Source organism: Serratia sp. AS12, from assembly GCF_000214195.1.
GTDB lineage: Bacteria > Pseudomonadota > Gammaproteobacteria > Enterobacterales > Enterobacteriaceae > Serratia > Serratia plymuthica.
Genome location: NC_015566.1, coordinates 391536 through 410711, shown reverse-complemented (window position 1 = coordinate 410711; position 19176 = coordinate 391536). Strand labels below are relative to the sequence as shown.

Genomic DNA, 19176 nt, shown 5'->3' with positions numbered 1-19176 from the left:
CTAAACGAAATTCTTCATCGGTACGGGGTGCGCATTATACGAGAAATCCTTTTTGTCGCAAGCCCCTGAAAGCAAAAAAACGCGTTTTTTGTTTGATTGCCGATTAAAGCGTCAAACTGGCTAATTAAGCGGCGGAATCGAGTGCTTTCACAGTATAGGGCCCCCAAAGGGGCCTGAGCCGCCATCACAATTGGATGAAATGCTCGCGGTAATAGGCCAGTTCAGCCACGGACTCGCGGATATCATCCATCGCCTGATGGGTGCCCTGCTTTTTAAAGCCGCTGAGAATTTGCGGTTTCCAGCGACGCGCCAGCTCTTTCAGCGTACTGACGTCCAGATAACGGTAATGGAAGTAGGCTTCAAGTTCGGGCATATAGCGGAACAGGAAACGGCGATCCTGACCGATGCTATTGCCGCAGATTGGCGATTTGCCCGCCGGCACCCATTGCTGGAGGAAGGCGATGGTGTCCAGTTCGGCGGCGCGATCGTCGAAACGACTGGCCTTCACCCGCTCCACCAGCCCGCTGCCGGTATGGGTACGCACGTTCCAGTCATCCATCAGGCCGAGCTGTTCGTCGGATTGATGGACGGCGATTGTCGGCCCTTCAGCGAGAATGTTCAGATTGGCATCAGTGACCAGCGTGGCGATCTCGATAATGCGATCGCGTTCCGGATCCAGCCCGGTCATCTCCAGATCGATCCAAATCAGGTTGTTTTCGTTTCCTGTCATGATATTTCCTGCGTAAAAGCCGAAAGATAAACAAAGCGTGGGCAAGGCGGCGACCGCCGCAGGCTGTTTGCCGGCGGCGGTACGCGGTGCATAGCGGCTAACAACGGTTATTTAATATAAAATAGCGTGTATCATAGTCTTTTTGGTCGCCACGAGCGATAAAAGCCGATTCAAGTGAGGCGCAGTGACTAAGAACAAACTGTCCAAAGGTCAACAACGCCGCGTACAGGCGAACCATCAGCGTCGCCTGAAGCGCACTGATAACAAACCGGAACTGGATGATTCCCAACTGGGAGAGCCGCAAGACGGCATCGTCATCAGCCGTTTCGGCATGCACGCCGATGTTGAGGCCGCGGATGGCACCCAGCATCGCTGCAATATTCGCCGCACGTTACGTTCGCTGGTAACCGGCGACCGCGTAGTGTGGCGTCCCGGCGTGGGGGCACATGAAGGGGTCAAGGGTATCGTCGAGGCGGTGCATGAACGTACCTCGGTGCTGAACCGCCCCGATTTCTACGACGGCGTGAAGCCGATCGCCGCCAATATCAATCAGATCGTTATCGTTTCGGCGATCCTGCCGGAGCTTTCGCTGAATATGATCGATCGCTACCTGGTGGCGTGCGAAACGCTCGAGGTGGAACCGCTGATCGTTCTGAACAAAATCGATCTGCTGGATCCGCCGGCGCGTAAAGTGGTCGACGGCATGATGGCGATTTACCGTCATATCGGTTATCGGGTGCTGGAAGTCTCCAGCCAGACGCGTGAAGGCATGGAGGCGTTTGAACAGGCGTTGGCCGATCGTATCAGTATCTTCGCCGGCCAGTCCGGTGTGGGCAAATCCAGCCTGCTCAATGCCCTGCTGCCGCCAAGCGATAAGCAAATTCTGGTAAATCAGGTTTCCGATGTCTCCGGCCTGGGGCAACATACCACCACCGCCGCGCGGCTGTACCATTTCCAGCACGGCGGCGATGTGATCGACTCGCCGGGTGTCCGTGAATTTGGTCTGTGGCATCTGGATCCGGAACAAATCACCCAAGCCTATGTCGAATTCCGTGACTATTTAGGCGGTTGTAAATTCCGCGACTGTCGCCACGACACCGACCCAGGCTGCGCCATCCGCGCGGCGGTGGAAAAAGGCGATATCGCAAAAGAGCGTTTCGACAACTACCACCGCATTCTGGAAAGCATGGCGCAAGTGAAGGTTCGCAAAAACCTCACGGACGCCGCGGACTGATCGTCGCGGGCGGGCGTTGACAGTGGCAGCGCCACCGTTACAATGCGCGCCCTTTATCCTGATTCAAGAGGTTAACGTGCTGGATAGCATCAAAATTAAATTGCAGTATTGGTTGCCGAAGCTGGCGCTGACCCGTCTGGCCGGCTGGGGCGCGGACAAACAGGCCGGCTGGCTCACCCAGCTTGTCCTGAAGGGGTTCGCCCGCTACTACCGCGTGAATATGCAGGAAGCGCAACAGCCAGAGCTGTCCTCCTATGCCACCTTTAACGAATTCTTCGTTCGCCCGTTGCGTGACGGCGCACGTCCCATCATCGGCGAAGCCAACTGGCTGGCGCTACCTGCCGACGGCGCTATCAGCCAGCTCGGCCCGATCCGCGAAGATCAGATCTTCCAGGCCAAGGGTCATCATTACAGCCTGGAAGCGCTACTGGCCGGCAACTACATGCTGGCGGAACCCTTCCGTAACGGTCTGTTCGCCACCACGTACCTGGCCCCACGTGATTATCACCGCGTCCACATGCCGTGCGCCGGCGTACTGCGTGAAATGATTTACGTACCGGGCGATCTGTTCTCCGTGAACCCGCTGACCGCCGCCAACGTGCCGAACCTGTTCGCGCGCAATGAACGCGTGATCTGCGTATTTGATACCGCCATTGGGCCAATGGTGCAGATCCTGGTGGGCGCCACCATTGTCGGCAGCATTGAAACCGTTTGGGCCGGCACCGTAACGCCGCCGCGAGAAGGCATCATCAAACGCTGGACCTATCCGGCAGAAGGCGCTGAAGGCGCAATCGCACTGGAAAAAGGCGCTGAAATGGGTCGCTTCAAGCTCGGTTCCACGGTCATCAACCTGTTTACCCCAGGCAGCGTGCAGTTCGCTCCGCAGCTGAATAACGGTACCGTCACCCGCATGGGTGAAGCCTTCGCCGAAATCCCGGCTGCGCCAACTGCCACTGAAACACCGCAGATCTAAAGGAATTGACGCCGTGCGCCTGATTATCACGCTATTGCTCGGTTGTTTACTGTCTCAACCGGTGCTGGCCGCTGCGGTGCCCACAGAGACTCAGCTCAAACAGGAGCTGAAACAGGCAGAGAGCAACAAAAACGCGCCTAATCAGGCGGAAACCACCGAGGCGCTGCAGAGCGCCCTCAACTGGCTGTCGGAGCGCAAGGAGTCGATGACGCGCTCCGAACAGTATCAGCGGGTGATCGATGATTTCCCGAAGATGACGCAGGAACTGCGCCGTCAACTGACGCTGGAAGACAACAAAATCCTGCCAAATGGCGACAACCTGCCTGCCAGCGATCTGGAACAACAGATCCTGCAAACCAGCAGCCTGTTGCTGGAACAGGCGCGTCTGCTGCAACAGGAACAGGAGCGCACGCGGGAGATCAGCGATTCGCTCGGCCAGTTGCCGCAGCAGCAGACCGACGCCCGCCGCTCGCTCACCGAAGTGCAGCGTCGTCTGCAAGCCCAGCCCGCCAACCCTACTACCCCGCACGCCCAGGCGGCACTGGCGCTGTTGCAGGCGGAAGCCGCGGCGCGCAAAGCCAAGGTAGATGAGCTGGAGCTGGCGCAGTTGTCGGCCAACAACCGCCAGGAGTTGGCGCGGATGCGCGCCGAGGTATACAAAAAGCGCCACGAGAAGATCGACGTTCAGTTGCAGGCCCTGCGCAACAACCTTAACGCCCAGCGCCAGCGCGAAGCCGAACTGGCGCTCGAAAAAACCGAGCAACTGGCCGAACAAAACGGCGACCTGCCGAAAAGCATCAGCCAACAGTTGCAGATTAACCGTGAACTGTCCGCTGCCCTGAACAATCAGGCGCAGCGTATGGATCTGATCTCATCGCAACAGCGTCAGGCCGCTGCGCAAACGCTGCAGGTACGTCAGGCGCTGAGCACCATTATCGAACAGGCTCAGTGGCTCGGTTCGTCGTCGGCATTGGGAGAAACTCTGCGCGCCCAGGTGGCGACGCTGCCGGAAATGCCAAAACCGCAGCAACTGGATGGCGATATGGCCCAGTTGCGTGTACAGCGCCTGCAGTTTGAAAGCCAGTTGGAGAAACTGTCACAGCGCGAGTTCAAACGTGACGACGGCAGCGAACTGACCAGCGCGGAACGGCGTATCGTTGAGGCACAGCTGCGCACCCAGCGTGAGCTGCTGAATTCGCTGCTTTCCGGCTGCGATACCCAGATCCTCGAGCTGACCAAACTGAAAGTGGCCAACACACAGCTGATTGAGGCGTTGAACGAGATCAAAGACGCCACCCACCGTTATCTGTTCTGGGTCCCGGACGTCAACCCGATCACCCTGTCTTATCCGATTAACGTGGCGCACGATCTGACTCGCCTGCTGTCACTGGATACGCTGTCGCAGCTGGGCGGTGCCTTTATGATGATGGTGACCAGCAAAGAAACGTTGATCCCGATCTTCGGTGCCCTGCTGCTGGTGATTTTCAGCATCAGCTCACGCAAGCACTATCACGCCTTCCTGGAACGCGCCAACAGCCGGGTCGGCAAGGTAACGCAGGACGAATTTTTCCTGACGATGCGCACCGTGTTCTGGTCGATTCTGGTGGCATTACCGCTGCCGGTACTGTGGGCGGCGCTCGGTTTTGGCCTGCAGAGCGCCTGGAACTACCCCGTGGCGGAGGCGATTGGCAAGGGGGTCACCGCAACGTTGCCGATCTTGTGGATCTGTATGATCTGCGCCGCTTTCGCCCATCCGCAAGGGCTGTTTATCGTGCACTTCCGCTGGCCGGTGAAGCAGGTTTCGCGCGCCATGCGTTACTACAAGATGTCGATCTGGCTGATCGTGCCGTTGATCATGGCATTGATCACCTTCGACAGCCTGAAAGAGCGCGAGTTTGCCAATACCCTGGGGCGGCTGTGCTTTATCTTGCTGTGTTTGGCGCTGGCCATCGTCACCAACAGCCTCAAACGCGCCGGCATTCCGCTGTATCTGGACAAAAAAGGCTCCGGCGAGAACATGGTCAACACCGCGCTGTGGGGGTTGCTGCTTTCAGCGCCGTTATTGGCCGCGCTGGCCTCCGCCGTCGGTTACCTGACCACCTCACAGGCACTGCTGGCGCGGTTGGAAACTTCGGTGGCGATCTGGTTCTTCCTGCTGGTGATTTACCACATTATTCGCCGCTGGATGTTAATCCAACGGCGACGCATCGCCTTTGACCGCGCCAAACAGCGCCGTGCCGACATCCTGGCCCAGCGCGCACGCGGCGAAGAGGAAACGACGCATACGCCAAACAGCACCGAAGGTTCAATGGATATGGATGATTCGGAGATCGATCTGGATACCATCAGCGCCCAGTCGCTGCGGCTGGTGCGTTCGATTCTGACGATGATCGCGCTGGTGTCGGTGATTGTGCTGTGGTCAGAGATCCACTCCGCTTTCGCCTTCCTGGAAAACATCTCCCTGTGGGACGTGACCTCGACGGTCAACGGGGTGGAAACAGCGCATCCGATCACGCTCGGCGCAGTGTTGATAGCCATACTGGTGCTGATCGTCACCATGCAACTGGTACGTAACCTGCCGGCGCTGCTGGAGCTGGCGGTGTTGCAGCATCTGGATCTGACGCCGGGCACCGGCTACGCCATCACCACCATTACCAAGTATCTGCTGTTGCTGTTCGGCGCCATCCTCAGTTTTTCCTGGATCGGTATCGAATGGTCGAAGCTGCAATGGGTCGTGACCGCGCTCAGCGTCGGGTTGGGCTTCGGCATGCAGGAGATTTTCTCCAACTTCATCTCCGGCCTGATCATTTTGTTCGAGAAACCGATCCGTATCGGCGATACCGTGACGATCAGAAACCTGACCGGCACCGTCACCAAGATCAACACTCGCGCCACCACCATTTCGGACTGGGATCGCAAAGAGATCATCGTGCCGAACAAGGCGTTCATCACCGAGCAATTCGTCAACTGGTCGCTGTCGGATAACCTGACCCGTGTGGTGCTGACCGTGCCTGCCCCGGGCGAGGCCAACAGCGAAGAGGTGACCAAGATCCTTCTCAACGCCGCCGAACGCTGCTCTCTGGTGCTGGACAACCCGGCACCGGAAGTTTATCTGGTCGATCTGCAACAGGGTATTCAGATCTTCGAGATGCGTATTTACGCTGCCGAGATGGGCCATCGCATGCCGTTGCGCCACGAGATCCACCAATTGATCCTGGCAGGCTACCGCGAACACGGCATTACCCTGCCGTACCCGCCGTTCCAGGTTCGCAGCGAAACGCTGTCGCGCCTGACCAGCAATGGCCGCACCCCACCGTCAACGCCGCCGCCAAACACCAAGCGCGAATCGGGCGGCTTGTAAGCGCGTAATGCAAAAAGGGTTCGGCATTAGCCGAACCCTTTTATCATCATAATATGCCCTACGGCTTTCACGTTGCAGCCAACAACGCTGCGGCCTGAAGACGACAGGTATAACGGTTACGCGCGCCCGACCGGGAAGGCAAGCACTTCGCTCAGGCTCTCGGCGCCCAGCGCCAACATGACCAGCCGATCAACCCCTAAGGCCACGCCGGAAGATTCCGGCATACCGTGCTGCAAAGCGTCCAGCAGATTGTTATCGATCGGGTGCTGCGGCAGACCGCGTTCCGCACGTTTGCGGTTATCCTGATCAAAACGCTGGCGCTGTTCGCGGCTGTCGGTCAACTCGCGGAAGCCATTCGCCAGTTCGATCCCCTTGAAATACACCTCAAAACGTTCCGCCACGCGGTGATCTTCGGTGCTGATCTCCGCCAATGACGCCTGACTGGCCGGGAAGTGATAAACGAACGCCGGCTTGTCACGCCCGATGTAGGGCTCCACGCCGACGGTGAACAACAATTGCAGCAGCGTATCGCGGTCTTCTTCAGTATCGGCGATGTTGCTCAGATCGAGCTTGGCCGCCGCTTCACGCAGTTGCGCTTTCTCTGCCGACAGCGGATCGATATCCAGATGGCGCAGGAAAGCCTGCTGATAGGACAAGGTTTCCGCGCTACCGCAATCCAGCACCTGCTGGAGCAAATCATCCACCTCATTCATCAGCCGGTACATGTCGTAATGTGGGCGGTACCACTCCAGCATGGTGAATTCCGGGTTGTGATGGCGACCGGCCTCTTCATTACGAAAACTGCGCCCCATCTGATAGATCGGACCGCTACCCGCCGCCAGCAGCCGCTTCATGTGATATTCCGGGCTGGTCATCATGTACAGCGTCAGGCCATCCGCCGCACCCGGGCCGACAAAACGCGTCTGGAACGGGAACAGGTGGATATCGGTAACCGTCGCCTGGCTCATGGTTGGCGTCTCAACTTCCAATACGCCACGATCGGCGAAGAAACGCCGGATCTCAGTCAGGATCGCTGCGCGTTTCAACAAATTGGCGATGGGTGCACTTGGTTGCCAGCTTGCCGTTTCGCTCATGGTAATTACTCCGAAATCAAACAGGGGATGCAGTCTACTCGTATCCAGGCATGCAAACAAATTCTTAACAGCCGGGTGCCTTTAACGGTGGTAATTCCTCACAAACGCGTAGCCATAAGGTTAATAAAAGGTGAATAAACGTTAAATATCCCTTGCAGGCAATAATTCCTCCAACCAATAGCTAAAAGACAAAACAATCGATCACATCAAATTTCTCCTACTTAACTTTAGGTATAGTTAATTCCACATAATTGGTGGGAGATATCTATCCTCAGTCTTTATGCAATATCAATCGGTTCAATTAGTTAGTACCCGAAGCGTTTTTATAAATATTAAGCATAGATATTTAATTTGCCGTTCTTAACAAGAATATTGGAGGAATGCAGTGCAAACCTTTAACGCCGATCTTGCCATTATTGGGGCCGGGGGTGCTGGTTTACGTGCAGCAATAGCCGCAGCGGAAGCCAACCCTCAACTGAAAATCGCCCTGATTTCAAAAGTCTACCCGATGCGCAGCCATACGGTGGCCGCCGAAGGGGGCTCCGCCGCCGTCACTCAGGATCATGATAGCTTCGATTATCACTTCCACGACACCGTTGCCGGTGGCGACTGGCTGTGTGAGCAGGACGTGGTCGATCATTTCGTCCACAACTGCCCGCGTGAAATGGCGCAGCTTGAACAATGGGGCTGTCCGTGGAGCCGTAAACCGGACGGTTCGGTCAACGTGCGCCGCTTTGGCGGCATGAAGATTGAACGTACCTGGTTCGCCGCCGACAAGACCGGCTTCCATATGCTGCATACCCTGTTCCAGACCTCGCTCAAATACCCGCAAATCCAGCGTTTCGACGAACACTTCGTGCTGGACATTCTGGTGGATGATGGCCAGGCCCGTGGCCTGGTGGCGATGAACATGATGGAAGGCACCCGCGTGCAGATCCGCGCCAATGCGGTGATCATGGCTACCGGCGGTGCCGGGCGCGTATACCGCTACAACACCAACGGCGGCATCGTCACCGGTGATGGCATGGGTATGGCGTTCCACCACGGCATTCCGCTGCGTGATATGGAATTCGTTCAGTATCACCCTACCGGCCTGCCGGGCTCCGGCATCCTGATGACCGAAGGTTGCCGTGGCGAAGGCGGCATTTTGGTGAACAAGGACGGCTATCGTTACCTGCAAGATTACGGCATGGGTCCGGAAACGCCGCTGGGCGAACCGAAGAACAAATATATGGAACTGGGCCCGCGCGACAAAGTTTCGCAGGCCTTCTGGCACGAATGGCGCGCCGGCCGCACCATCGCCACCCCGCGCGGCGACGTGGTCTATCTGGATCTGCGCCACCTGGGGGAAAAGAAACTGCTGGAACGTCTGCCGTTCATCTGTGAACTGGCGAAAGCCTACGTCGGCGTCGATCCGGTAAAAGAACCGATCCCGGTGCGCCCGACCGCGCACTACACCATGGGCGGCATTGAGACCGATCAGAACTGCGAAACCCGCATCAAAGGGCTGTTCGCCGTCGGCGAGTGTTCTTCCGTCGGTCTGCACGGCGCCAACCGCCTCGGCTCGAACTCGCTGGCGGAACTGGTGGTGTTCGGCCGCGTAGCCGGTGAGAATGCCGCCCGCCGCGCGCTGGAAAGCAGCCCGGCCAACGGCAGCGCGCTGGATGCGCAGAGCAGCGATGTCGAAACCCGGTTGAGCAACCTGATGAAGCAGGAAGGCAACGAAAACTGGTCAAAAATTCGCGACGAAATGGGCCTGTCGATGGAAGAAGGCTGCGGCATCTACCGCACGCCGGAGCTGATGCAAAAGACCATCGATAAGCTGGCCGAACTGAAAGAACGCTTCAAGCGCGTCAAAATCACCGACAGATCCAGCGTGTTCAATACCGACCTGCTGTACACCATCGAACTGGGCTACGGGCTGGACGTGGCCGAATGCATGGCGCACTCCGCCTTCAACCGTAAAGAATCGCGCGGCGCACACCAGCGCCTGGACGAAGGCTGTACCGAACGCGACGACGTGAACTTCCTGAAGCATACGCTGGCGTTCCATAACCCGAATGGCGCACCGCGGCTGGAATACAGCGACGTGAAGATCACCAAACTGCCACCGGCCAAACGTGTGTACGGCGCTGAAGCCGAAGCGCAGGATAAAAAGGACAAGGAGCAGGCAAATGGCTGAGATGAACACCCTGAAAATCGAGGTCATGCGCTATAACCCGGAACGTGACGCCGAGCCGCATTTCGAGACCTTTGCAGTGCCTTATGACGAGCAAACCTCGCTGCTCGATGCGTTGGGCTACATCAAGGATAACCTGGCGCCCGACCTTTCCTATCGCTGGTCATGCCGCATGGCGATCTGCGGCTCGTGCGGCATGATGGTTAACCGGGTGCCGAAACTGGCCTGCAAAACCTTCCTGCGCGAATACACCGGCGGCATGAAGGTGGAAGCGCTGGGCAACTTCCCGATCGAGCGCGATTTGGTGGTCGATATGACCCACTTTATCGAAAGCCTGGAGGCGATTAAGCCCTATATCATCGGCAACAACCGCAAGCCGGAAGATGGCCCTAACGTGCAAACCCCGGCTCAAATGGCCAAATATCACCAGTTTTCCGGCTGCATCAACTGCGGTTTATGCTATGCCGCCTGCCCGCAGTTCGGTCTGAACCCGGAATTTATCGGCCCGGCGGCGATCACCCTGGCGCACCGCTATAACCTGGATAACCGCGATCACGGCCAGAAGCAGCGCATGGCGCAGCTCAACGGCCAAAACGGCGTCTGGAGTTGTACCTTTGTCGGTTACTGCTCTGAAGTGTGTCCAAAGCACGTCGACCCGGCCGCTGCCATCCAGCAGGGCAAGGTGGAAAGCGCCAAAGACTTCATGATCGCCATGCTGAAGCCGCAATAAGGGAGAGAACCGCAATGACAACACAACGTAAGCCTTATGTGCGCACCATGACGCCGACCTGGTGGCAAAAGCTCGGTTTCTACCGCTTCTATATGCTGCGTGAAAGCACCTCGGTACCGGCGGTGTGGTTCAGCATCGTACTGATTTACGGCATTTTTTCGCTGAAAGGCGGTGTGGATAGCTGGGCCGGTTTTGTCGATTTTCTGCAAAACCCGCTGGTGCTGCTGATTAACGTTATCGCCCTGCTGGCGGCGCTGCTGCATACCAAAACCTGGTTCGATCTGGCGCCGAAAGCCGCCAATATCGTGGTCAACAACGAGAAAATGGGACCAGGGCCGATAGTGAAAGCACTGTGGGCGGTGACGCTGGTCGCCAGCGCGATCATTCTGGCCGTAGCCTTGGTGTAACCCGGAGGAAATATGATAAATCAAACACCTAAACGCTCCGACGAGCCGGTTTTTTGGGGGTTATTCGGCGCAGGCGGCATGTGGGGAGCCATTGTCGCGCCCGCCATCGTGCTGCTGGTCGGCATTCTGCTGCCGCTGGGCCTGTTCCCCGGCGACGCACTGGGCTATGACCGCGTGCTGGCGTTTTGCCAAAGCCTGATCGGCCGCCTGTTCTTGCTGCTGATGATTATCCTTCCGCTGTGGTGCGGTTTGCACCGAATCCACCATGCGATGCACGATTTGAAAATTCACGTGCCAGCCGGTAAATGGGTGTTCTACGGTCTGGCGGCCATTCTCAGCGTGGTGACTCTGATTGGAGTAGTCACTCTGTAAGCCGCTTCGGCGGCCAAGTCCGTTGGCCGCCTGTTATTATTTCTAAGGGTCTATCAGTTCGATCAAATCGACATACCCTATGGATTTCAAGCTGTAGCTAGGCGCCCAGCTCACTCATCCCCAGGAGCTTACTTAGGTAAGTGACTGGGGTAACAAATCTGCCGGGAGCAGATTTGAACGCTGCTCGCAGCGGCCCCGAAGGGGTGTGGCCCATGGATGGGTCACATAACTGAGTGCAGGTAACGACGCTACAGCTTGAAAGACGACGGGTATCAGTGACTGCTGAACTTCAGCCCGAGGATACCGACGACAATCAGGCACAGGCTGAGAATGCGCGCGATACTGGTCGATTCGCCGAGCAGCACCATCCCCATAATTGCCGCCCCTACCGCGCCGATACCGGTCCAGACCGCATAAGCCGTACCGGCAGGCAGCGTTTTCATGGCATGCGCCAACAACAGCATGCTGACCACCATGGCGACGACAGTGATAATGCTGGGTGTCAGGCGGGTAAAACCCTGGGTATATTTCAGGCCGATAGCCCACACCACCTCGAGCAAACCGGCAATAAGCAAAATAATCCAAGCCATGAACAGGCTCCGTTACGATGGGGTCGTCCCCGGAAGCTGATGCGTAAACAGGTCGTCCCGTTTAGCCTTGTGAACATGCCTGAGAATTATACCCACGCCTGGGAAGGATAGCAGCACAAAGGTGGCGTTTGCCAAGGTAGGAGGTGAAGCGGTATCCCACGGTGGGGCTGCTTACGTGGAATACCACAGGAGGCAAAAAGGCAGGTTATTCTGCACTGCGCTGGATGGCTTCCCCACCGGCCTGCACGTCTTTACCTACGCCTTTGGTGGTGTTGCATGCGGTCAATGAGGTCAGGATCATCAAAGAGAAAATCGCGATAATACTTTTCTTCAGCATATGAAAGTCCTTATTTGTCAGTGACGAAAAAGTACGGCTTTCTAAGTTTAGTAAATATTAACGAGAGTTGCTGTTTAAAACGCGTTTATTTTGCACAATTACATTACTAAAATTAATGATTTCAGCTGGCCGTCCGCGAAATAGCGCCGCCGAGGTGCTGAACATCCTCACCGAAACCGCGGAAAGTATTACAACCGCTAAGGGAAACAAGTAACAACAGGGAGATCACGGCCAACAGAGTTTTCTTCATCATGCTGAGTCTGCCAACGATATGCGGAAGGGGATAAAGCAAAGGAGCCACTCAGGGCTCCTTTGTTTGGAAACTTATTTTACGCGTGAAACGTATTCGCCAGAGCGAGTATCAACACGAACAACTTCGCCAATCTGTACGAACAATGGCACTTTTACCACGGCGCCAGTGCTCAGGGTCGCAGGCTTGCCGCCGGTACCGGCAGTATCGCCTTTCAGACCAGGATCGGTATCAGTGATTTCTGCTTCGATAAAGTTCGGTGGCTGAACGGCGATTGGGCGACCGTCCCACAGCGTGACGATACATTCCGCGTTATCTTGCAGCCATTTTGCCGCGTCAGAAACGGTTTTTTCTTCAACCCCGTGTTGCTCGAAAGTCTCAGGGTGCATGAAGTGGTAGAACTCACCGTCGTTGTACAGGTAGTTCATGTTGGTATCTACAACGTCTGCACCTTCGCAAGAGTCGGTAGATTTAAAGGTTTTTTCTACGCGGCTGCCGGTCAGCAGACGGCGCATTTTAACGCGCGCAAACGCCTGGCCTTTGCCCGGTTTAACGAACTCACTGGATTCGATGGCATAAGGCTCGCCTTCGAACATGATTTTAAGACCCGGACGGAAATCGTTGCTAGAATAAGTCGCCATGATGGCCCCTCTGAATATTTAAACTGGTAGCTTAGCCAAAAAAATGGCACACATTATAACCCAAAATACGGCATATAGAGAAGATTGGTTGCATCAACTCGCCGATGTTATTACCGATCCTGATGAATTACTGCAGCTTTTATCACTGAATACGCATCCGGACCTGCCGCAGGGCCGCGAGGCCCGTCGATTGTTCGCGCTGCGCGTCCCTCGCGCCTTCGCGGCACGCATGCGCCCCGGCGATGCCAATGACCCGCTGCTGCGCCAGGTCCTGACCGTTAGCGAAGAATTCATCAATGCGCCCGGCTTCACTACCGATCCGCTGGACGAACAGCGCAGCGTGGTGCCAGGCCTGCTGCATAAATACCGTAACCGCGCTCTGCTGCTGGTCAAGGGTGGCTGTGCGGTCAACTGCCGCTACTGTTTCCGCCGCCATTTTCCGTATCAGGACAACCAGGGCAACAAGGCCAACTGGCGTCAGGCGCTGGATTATATCCGCCAACACCCGGAACTGGATGAGATTATTTTCTCCGGCGGCGATCCGCTGATGGCGAAAGATCATGAACTCGACTGGCTGATCGGCGAGTTGGAAGCCATCCCGCACCTGAAACGCCTGCGTATCCACACCCGTCTGCCGGTCGTGATCCCCGCGCGAATTACGCCGGAGCTGTGCCGTCGGCTGTCCGCTTCGCGCCTGCAGGTGCTGATGGTGACGCACATCAACCACGCCAATGAAATTGACCGCGAGCTACAGGCCAGCATGGCGCAACTGCGTCTGGCAGGCGTCACGCTGCTGAATCAAAGCGTGCTGCTGCGCGGTATCAATGACAACGCCGACACGCTGGCGACACTGAGCAACGCGCTGTTTGATGCCGGCATTCTGCCCTATTACATCCACGTACTGGATAAGGTGCAGGGGGCGGCGCACTTTATGGTCAGCGACGACGAAGCGCGCGCGATCATGCAGGCGCTGCTGAGCAAAGTTTCCGGCTACATGGTGCCGCGTCTGACGCGTGAAGTCGGCGGCAAGCCAAGCAAAACCCCCCTTGATCTGCATCTGATGCAAAGCTGATCGACTGTCCGCTCCAGATACAAAAAGAGGCATGCCTGGGCATGCCTCTTTTTTGCGTTATACCCTGCTCGTTACTGCGTTATGGGCACTTATAAACCTGGCCAACCATTTTGCTGTCCAGCGGGGCAAAGCTTGAAAGCAGGTTCTGCGTCGGGCTGGTTGCGCCATAGATGACATTGCCACCCATTGCCGCTGCCTTGTTACGCAGGTCGTTTGCCGCACCGCGCATAGAGCTGCCTTCACCACCGTTACCGGACAACCAGTTGCTCTGGGTGCCCGTCACTTCGCCCACCAGCTGGCATTCAGCCGCCGGTTTGGTGTCGGTAAATTTGACCTGCTGGCCTGCGGCGGACAGTTCGTTGGTGCTGCTGCAACCTGCCAGCAGCATAGCTGCCGAAAGACCCAGTAAGGCTTTAATCCGCATCTTGTTCCCCATATGATATTGAGAATTCTGCACAAGCTTATCAGAAAGCGTTGCTATCTCTTAAGCATCCGTTGCCACGGGTACCGGGTCAACGCCTTGAGCGACAGCTAATGAAATATCAGTTTACCAGCTAAATCACTCCGGGCTGCAAAAATATCATCAAATACAGTGCGGCAAAGAGCACAGAATAAAAAAACCCCGGTCAATTGACCGGGGTTCTCAGCACACAGACAGTGTGGGGGATGATTACATCATGCCGCCCATGCCACCCATGCCGCCCATACCGCCAGCGCCTAAATCAGGTGCATCGCCTTTCGGCAGGTCGGTCACCATGCACTCGGTGGTGATCATCAGGCCAGCCACAGAAGCCGCGTACTGCAGAGCAGAACGGGTTACTTTGGTTGGATCCAGGATACCCATCGCGATCATGTCGCCGTATTCTTCAGTTGCTGCGTTGTAACCGTAGTTACCTTCGCCCGCTTTCACGGTGTTGGCAACAACAGAGGGCTCTTCGCCGCAGTTCAGAACGATCTGACGCAGTGGTGATTCCATTGCGCGCAGCGCAACTTTGATACCCACGTTCTGATCTTCGTTCACGCCACGCAGTTCGCTCAGCTTGGACGCTGCGCGAATCAGCGCAACACCGCCACCAGCAACTACGCCTTCTTCTACCGCAGCACGGGTTGCGTGCAGAGCATCTTCAACGCGAGCTTTCTTCTCTTTCATTTCAACTTCGGTAGCAGCACCGACTTTGATTACCGCAACGCCGCCAGCCAGTTTAGCTACGCGCTCTTGCAGTTTTTCACGGTCGTAATCAGAAGTTGCTTCTTCGATCTGCTGACGAATCTGGGACACACGGCCCTGAATCGCAGTTTCTTCACCATTGCCATCGATGATGATAGTGGTGTCTTTGTTGATAACGATACGTTTAGCAGTACCCAGGTCTTCCAGAGTCGCTTTTTCCAGCTCCAGACCGATCTCTTCAGAGATAACGGTACCGCCAGTCAGGGTAGCGATATCCTGCAGCATGGCTTTACGACGGTCGCCGAAACCAGGTGCTTTAACCGCAGCCACTTTCACGATGCCGCGCATGGTGTTAACCACCAGGGTAGCCAGCGCTTCGCCTTCAACATCTTCAGCGATGATCAGCAGTGGTTTGCCGGCTTTCGCCACGGCTTCCAGTACTGGCAGCATTTCACGGATGTTGGAGATTTTTTTGTCAGCCAGCAGGATGAACGGGCTTTCCAGTTCGATAGAGCCGGTTTCTGGTTTGTTGATGAAGTACGGAGACAGGTAACCGCGGTCGAACTGCATACCTTCAACAACGTCCAGCTCGTCTTGCAGGCCAGTGCCTTCTTCAACGGTGATAACGCCTTCTTTGCCCACTTTCTCCATGGCTTCTGCAATCAGTTTACCCACGGTTTCGTCGGAGTTTGCAGAGATGGTGCCTACCTGAGCGATAGCTTTGGAGTCAGAGCAAGGTACGGATAATTTTTTAAGCTCTTCAACAGCGGCGATAACCGCTTTGTCGATACCGCGCTTCAGATCCATCGGGTTCATGCCGGCAGCGACTGCTTTCAGGCCTTCGGTGATGATGGATTGAGCCAGTACGGTTGCAGTGGTGGTGCCGTCGCCCGCAGCGTCGTTCGCTTTGGAGGCCACTTCTTTCACCATCTGCGCACCCATGTTTTCAAACTTGTCTTCCAGTTCGATTTCACGGGCAACGGATACGCCATCTTTAGTGATGGTAGGAGCGCCGAAGGATTTATCCAGCACTACGTTACGGCCTTTCGGGCCCAGGGTCACTTTTACTGCATCAGCGAGAACATTCACGCCGCGGAGCATTTTCACGCGAGCGTCATTGCCGAATTTTACGTCTTTAGCTGCCATTGGTATTTCCCTTCAACTCGTTTCGTTCAGTTCAGAAGATAAAGCGTAATTACGCTTCAACAATTGCCAGAATGTCGCTTTCGGACATGATCAACACTTCTTCATTGTCGATCTTCTCTGCTTTCACGCCGTAGCCGTCGTTGAAAATCACGATATCGCCAACTTTCACATCCAACGGTTGGATGTTGCCGCTTTCCAGAACACGCCCTTTACCCACTGCCACAACTTCACCACGAGTAGATTTACCCGCTGCAGAGCCAGTCAGAACGATGCCGCCAGCAGATTTTGATTCAACTTCTTTGCGCTTGACGATAACGCGGTCATGCAATGGACGAATACTCATTGAACGCTCTCCTGTAAGAAGGTTTCTATCAGATTTAGGGTTGTCACCGGATTGTTATTACCGGCCTCGTGGGATTTGAAATGGGGGCATTCCATCCCCCTTCAAGGGGTCAGTCAAAAAAATTTTCGCTTTTGACGGCAATCCAGAGGGGACAAATGTGAAAAACGCGGCCGGGGCCGCGTTTTTTCAACGATCGTTACGCTTGTCATGATCGTCCGGCTGATTTCCCAACGTATAACGATCGTCGTCCTTACGCTGAAACTCGCCGTCGAAGGTGTTGCCGTTGGCGGCACCGCCGCCCTGACCCCAGCCACCGGGCCGGTAGACCGAAAGATGCGGCATCAATTTCAGCGTCAGCGATTTCTGCACCGGCGGCAGCAGCAACAGCAGGCCAAGGAAGTCGGTAAAGAACCCCGGAACCAACAGCAGGAAGCCCGCCAGCACCAGTGAAACGCTTTTCACCATTTCCGCAGCCGGGCTTTCTCCGGCGGCCAGTTTCTGTTGCATTTGCACGAAGGTTTTCATGCCCTGATTTCGTACCAGCGAGATACCGACGCAGGAAGTGAACACCACCAGCAACAGGGTTATCGCCACGCCCAATACGGCGGCGACTTTGATAAATAGAGATATTTCGATATAAGCCAACAGAAATATCAGCAGTAACGGTAACCAGCGCACCTGGTTCTCCTATAAGTAACGGCACGTTCCCGCACGGTGGCGGCAAGGTGAAAAGGGGGGCCGGTAAACGGCCGACATCATTACAATGGGGTCATCCCGCCGTCATTTCAACCAACGGCCTTTTTTTATTGCTAAAGTTAACAAACGTGAATGAGATCACAGAACAGGAAAAGCGTGATTCCAGAAGGCTCAGAAGGTGATCTGGATTCAGTCATTTATTACTAACCAGCATATGATCTGGGCTGCAACGGGCGCTATGGTTAATCGTTTCATGCCTGAAGCCTTCGGCAACATAATTTGATTCCCTGACTATTAATTAATTCGGCAGCAATATAAAGAAGGTTCTCATGTCAAACAACATTCGTATCGAAGAAGACCTGTTAGGAACACGTGAAGTCCCCGCAGAAGCCTATTACGGTGTTCATACCCTGCGTGCGATTGAAAACTTCTATATCAGTAACAGCAAAATCAGCGATGTGCCCGAGTTTGTCCGTGGCATGGTAATGGTAAAAAAAGCCGCAGCGATGGCGAATAAAGAACTGAAAACCATTCCGCGTAAAATCGCTGATGTCATCATTCAAGCCTGTGACGAAGTGCTGGATAAAGGCAAATGCATGGACCAGTTCCCGGTCGATGTGTTCCAGGGCGGCGCAGGTACCTCGCTGAACATGAACACCAACGAAGTGCTGGCGAATATCGGCCTGGAACTGATGGGCCATCAGAAAGGCGAATATCAGTATCTGAACCCTAACGATCACCTTAATAAATGCCAATCCACCAACGACGCCTATCCCACCGGTTTCCGCATTGCGGTTTACGCCTCCAACCAGAAACTGATCGACGCCATTAACCAATTGCGTGAAGGCTTTGATCGCAAGGCGACAGAGTTCGAAACCATCCTGAAAATGGGCCGCACGCAGTTGCAGGATGCCGTGCCTATGACGCTGGGCCAGGAATTCCACGCGTTCAGCGTGCTGCTGAAAGAAGAAACCCGCAACCTGCATCGCACGGCAGAACTGCTGCTGGAAGTGAACCTGGGGGCCACGGCGATTGGTACTGCGCTGAACACGCCGGAAGGCTACCCACAGTTGGCGGTGCAAAAACTGGCCGAAGTCAGCAACCTGCCGGTGGTACCGGCCGAAGACCTGATCGAAGCCACCTCCGACTGCGGTGCCTACGTGATGGTACACAGCGCGTTGAAACGCCTGGCGGTGAAACTGTCCAAGATCTGTAACGACCTGCGTCTGCTGTCCTCTGGCCCGCGCGCCGGCCTGAACGAAATCAACCTGCCGGAACTGCAGGCGGGCTCCTCCATCATGCCGGCCAAGGTGAACCCGGTGATACCGGAAGTGGTCAATCAAGTGTGTTTCAAGGTGATTGGCAACGACACTTGCGTTACCATGGCCGCCGAAGCGGGCCAGCTGCAGTTGAACGTAATGGAGCCGGTGATTGGCCAGGCGATGTTTGAGTCAATCCACATCCTGACCAACGCCTGCTATAACCTGCTGGAAAAATGCATTAACGGCATTACCGCGAATAAAGAAGTGTGCGAACACTACGTGTTCAACTCTATCGGTATCGTCACCTATCTCAACCCGTTCATTGGCCACCACAACGGTGACATCGTCGGGAAGATCTGCGCCGAAACCGGCAAAAGCGTACGTGAAGTGGTACTGGAACGCGGTCTGCTGACTGAAGCCGAGCTGGATGACATCTTCTCCGTGGAGAACCTGATGCACCCGGCCTATAAAGCCAAACGCTATACGGATGAAAATGAACAATAACAGATACACCCGGTAGCCCTAAAAGGCACGCTAAATCCTCTGGATAGCGTGCCTTTTTACTTTCTGTCGCCCACAAATTTTTAACTT

19 protein-coding genes are annotated in these 19176 nt (G+C 55.6%); 9 read left to right on the top strand and 10 right to left on the bottom strand.

The genetic code is table 11. The features are described 5' to 3' along the window. Positions 1–184: 184 nt before the first annotated feature. A complete protein-coding gene (gene orn / locus SERAS12_RS01875; RefSeq protein WP_013811232.1) occupies positions 185–730 on the bottom strand; it encodes an oligoribonuclease in 546 nt (181 codons plus the stop codon). A gap of 184 nt (positions 731–914) precedes the next feature. On the opposite strand from orn, the gene rsgA reads away from it, so the two are divergent. From rsgA to mscM, 3 genes are all read left to right on the top strand, one after another. Further along, positions 915–1964: a small ribosomal subunit biogenesis GTPase RsgA gene (gene rsgA, locus SERAS12_RS01870; RefSeq protein ID WP_004952676.1), complete on the top strand. Its 1050-nt coding sequence runs from the start codon at positions 915–917 to the stop codon at positions 1962–1964. 76 nt (positions 1965–2040) lie between these two features. Then, on the top strand, positions 2041–2937 hold the full coding sequence (gene asd / locus SERAS12_RS01865) for an archaetidylserine decarboxylase (RefSeq protein WP_006323217.1): 897 nt from the start codon (positions 2041–2043) through the stop codon (positions 2935–2937). Between the two features lie 13 nt (positions 2938–2950). Beyond that, the gene (mscM, locus tag SERAS12_RS01860) at positions 2951–6298 is read left to right on the top strand and encodes a miniconductance mechanosensitive channel MscM (protein WP_013811231.1); all 3348 of its coding nucleotides are present in this window, start codon (positions 2951–2953) and stop codon (positions 6296–6298) included. A gap of 116 nt (positions 6299–6414) precedes the next feature. Here mscM and epmA read toward each other — a convergent pair whose 3' ends face one another. Beyond that, on the bottom strand, positions 6415–7392 hold the full coding sequence (gene epmA / locus SERAS12_RS01855) for an elongation factor P--(R)-beta-lysine ligase (RefSeq protein ID WP_006323202.1): 978 nt from the start codon (positions 7390–7392) through the stop codon (positions 6415–6417). Positions 7393–7777: 385 nt separating this feature from the next. Between epmA and frdA the strand changes: the two genes are divergently transcribed. The 4 genes from frdA to frdD are packed head-to-tail and all read left to right on the top strand — an operon-like array spanning position 7778 to position 11080. Continuing rightward, complete coding sequence (frdA, locus tag SERAS12_RS01850; RefSeq protein ID WP_013811230.1) at positions 7778–9574, top strand: fumarate reductase (quinol) flavoprotein subunit; 1797 nt, start codon at positions 7778–7780, stop codon at positions 9572–9574. Next, entirely contained in the window at positions 9567–10301 is a 735-nt protein-coding gene (locus SERAS12_RS01845) for a succinate dehydrogenase/fumarate reductase iron-sulfur subunit (protein ID WP_006322025.1), read from the top strand. The genes frdA and SERAS12_RS01845 overlap by 8 nt, the downstream gene beginning before the upstream one ends. A gap of 14 nt (positions 10302–10315) precedes the next feature. Next, positions 10316–10708, top strand: coding sequence for a fumarate reductase subunit FrdC (gene frdC, locus SERAS12_RS01840; protein ID WP_013811229.1), 393 nt, complete (start codon positions 10316–10318; stop codon positions 10706–10708). A 12-nt stretch (positions 10709–10720) separates the two neighbouring features. After that, a complete protein-coding gene (frdD, locus tag SERAS12_RS01835; protein ID WP_004952659.1) occupies positions 10721–11080 on the top strand; it encodes a fumarate reductase subunit FrdD in 360 nt (119 codons plus the stop codon). Between the two features lie 272 nt (positions 11081–11352). On the opposite strand, the gene sugE is transcribed toward frdD, so the two are convergent. The 4 genes from sugE to efp all read right to left on the bottom strand — a co-directional run bounded on the left by sugE (position 11353) and on the right by efp (position 12898). After that, positions 11353–11670 (bottom strand): quaternary ammonium compound efflux SMR transporter SugE, encoded by a 318-nt coding sequence (gene sugE / locus SERAS12_RS01830; protein WP_013811228.1) that lies wholly within the window; start codon positions 11668–11670, stop codon positions 11353–11355. A gap of 205 nt (positions 11671–11875) precedes the next feature. Further along, positions 11876–12007: an entericidin A/B family lipoprotein gene (locus SERAS12_RS01825; protein WP_006323187.1), complete on the bottom strand. Its 132-nt coding sequence runs from the start codon at positions 12005–12007 to the stop codon at positions 11876–11878. Between the two features lie 121 nt (positions 12008–12128). After that, positions 12129–12260, bottom strand: coding sequence for an entericidin A/B family lipoprotein (locus SERAS12_RS01820; RefSeq protein WP_006323186.1), 132 nt, complete (start codon positions 12258–12260; stop codon positions 12129–12131). Positions 12261–12331: 71 nt separating this feature from the next. Beyond that, on the bottom strand, positions 12332–12898 hold the full coding sequence (gene efp / locus SERAS12_RS01815; RefSeq protein ID WP_004952647.1) for an elongation factor P: 567 nt from the start codon (positions 12896–12898) through the stop codon (positions 12332–12334). Positions 12899–12941: 43 nt separating this feature from the next. Here efp and epmB point away from each other — a divergent pair, with 43 nt between their 5' ends. Next, positions 12942–13970, top strand: a complete 1029-nt coding sequence (gene epmB, locus SERAS12_RS01810; protein ID WP_013811226.1) for an EF-P beta-lysylation protein EpmB — start codon at positions 12942–12944, stop codon at positions 13968–13970. 79 nt (positions 13971–14049) lie between these two features. Here epmB and SERAS12_RS01805 read toward each other — a convergent pair whose 3' ends face one another. The 4 genes from SERAS12_RS01805 to SERAS12_RS01790 all read right to left on the bottom strand — a co-directional run bounded on the left by SERAS12_RS01805 (position 14050) and on the right by SERAS12_RS01790 (position 17305). Then, on the bottom strand, positions 14050–14394 hold the full coding sequence (locus tag SERAS12_RS01805) for a DUF4156 domain-containing protein (protein ID WP_013811225.1): 345 nt from the start codon (positions 14392–14394) through the stop codon (positions 14050–14052). Positions 14395–14640: 246 nt separating this feature from the next. Next, entirely contained in the window at positions 14641–16284 is a 1644-nt protein-coding gene (gene groL, locus SERAS12_RS01800; protein ID WP_013811224.1) for a chaperonin GroEL, read from the bottom strand. Positions 16285–16333: 49 nt separating this feature from the next. Next, complete coding sequence (locus tag SERAS12_RS01795) at positions 16334–16627, bottom strand: co-chaperone GroES (RefSeq protein ID WP_004952634.1); 294 nt, start codon at positions 16625–16627, stop codon at positions 16334–16336. Positions 16628–16813: 186 nt separating this feature from the next. Continuing rightward, entirely contained in the window at positions 16814–17305 is a 492-nt protein-coding gene (locus SERAS12_RS01790; protein ID WP_013811223.1) for an FxsA family protein, read from the bottom strand. Between the two features lie 347 nt (positions 17306–17652). On the opposite strand from SERAS12_RS01790, the gene aspA reads away from it, so the two are divergent. Then, on the top strand, positions 17653–19089 hold the full coding sequence (aspA, locus tag SERAS12_RS01785) for an aspartate ammonia-lyase (protein ID WP_013811222.1): 1437 nt from the start codon (positions 17653–17655) through the stop codon (positions 19087–19089). The last annotated feature ends 87 nt before the right edge of the window (positions 19090–19176 follow it).

Bases quoted from the DNA above. Each gene is read 5' to 3' on its own strand.
- SERAS12_RS01825 (WP_006323187.1), bottom strand. From the start codon at position 12,007: ATGCTGAAGAAAAGTATTATCGCGATTTTCTCTTTGATGATCCTGACC.
- SERAS12_RS01820 (WP_006323186.1), bottom strand. From the start codon at position 12,260: ATGATGAAGAAAACTCTGTTGGCCGTGATCTCCCTGTTGTTACTTGTT.
- SERAS12_RS01795 (WP_004952634.1), bottom strand. From the start codon at position 16,627: ATGAGTATTCGTCCATTGCATGACCGCGTTATCGTCAAGCGCAAAGAA.
- aspA (WP_013811222.1), top strand. From the start codon at position 17,653: ATGTCAAACAACATTCGTATCGAAGAAGACCTGTTAGGAACACGTGAA.
- efp (WP_004952647.1), bottom strand. From the start codon at position 12,898: ATGGCGACTTATTCTAGCAACGATTTCCGTCCGGGTCTTAAAATCATG.
- SERAS12_RS01845 (WP_006322025.1), top strand. From the start codon at position 9,567: ATGGCTGAGATGAACACCCTGAAAATCGAGGTCATGCGCTATAACCCG.
- groL (WP_013811224.1), bottom strand. From the start codon at position 16,284: ATGGCAGCTAAAGACGTAAAATTCGGCAATGACGCTCGCGTGAAAATG.
- SERAS12_RS01805 (WP_013811225.1), bottom strand. From the start codon at position 14,394: ATGCGGATTAAAGCCTTACTGGGTCTTTCGGCAGCTATGCTGCTGGCA.
- epmA (WP_006323202.1), bottom strand. From the start codon at position 7,392: ATGAGCGAAACGGCAAGCTGGCAACCAAGTGCACCCATCGCCAATTTG.
- frdC (WP_013811229.1), top strand. From the start codon at position 10,316: ATGACAACACAACGTAAGCCTTATGTGCGCACCATGACGCCGACCTGG.
- orn (WP_013811232.1), bottom strand. From the start codon at position 730: ATGACAGGAAACGAAAACAACCTGATTTGGATCGATCTGGAGATGACC.
- frdD (WP_004952659.1), top strand. From the start codon at position 10,721: ATGATAAATCAAACACCTAAACGCTCCGACGAGCCGGTTTTTTGGGGG.
- epmB (WP_013811226.1), top strand. From the start codon at position 12,942: ATGGCACACATTATAACCCAAAATACGGCATATAGAGAAGATTGGTTG.
- sugE (WP_013811228.1), bottom strand. From the start codon at position 11,670: ATGGCTTGGATTATTTTGCTTATTGCCGGTTTGCTCGAGGTGGTGTGG.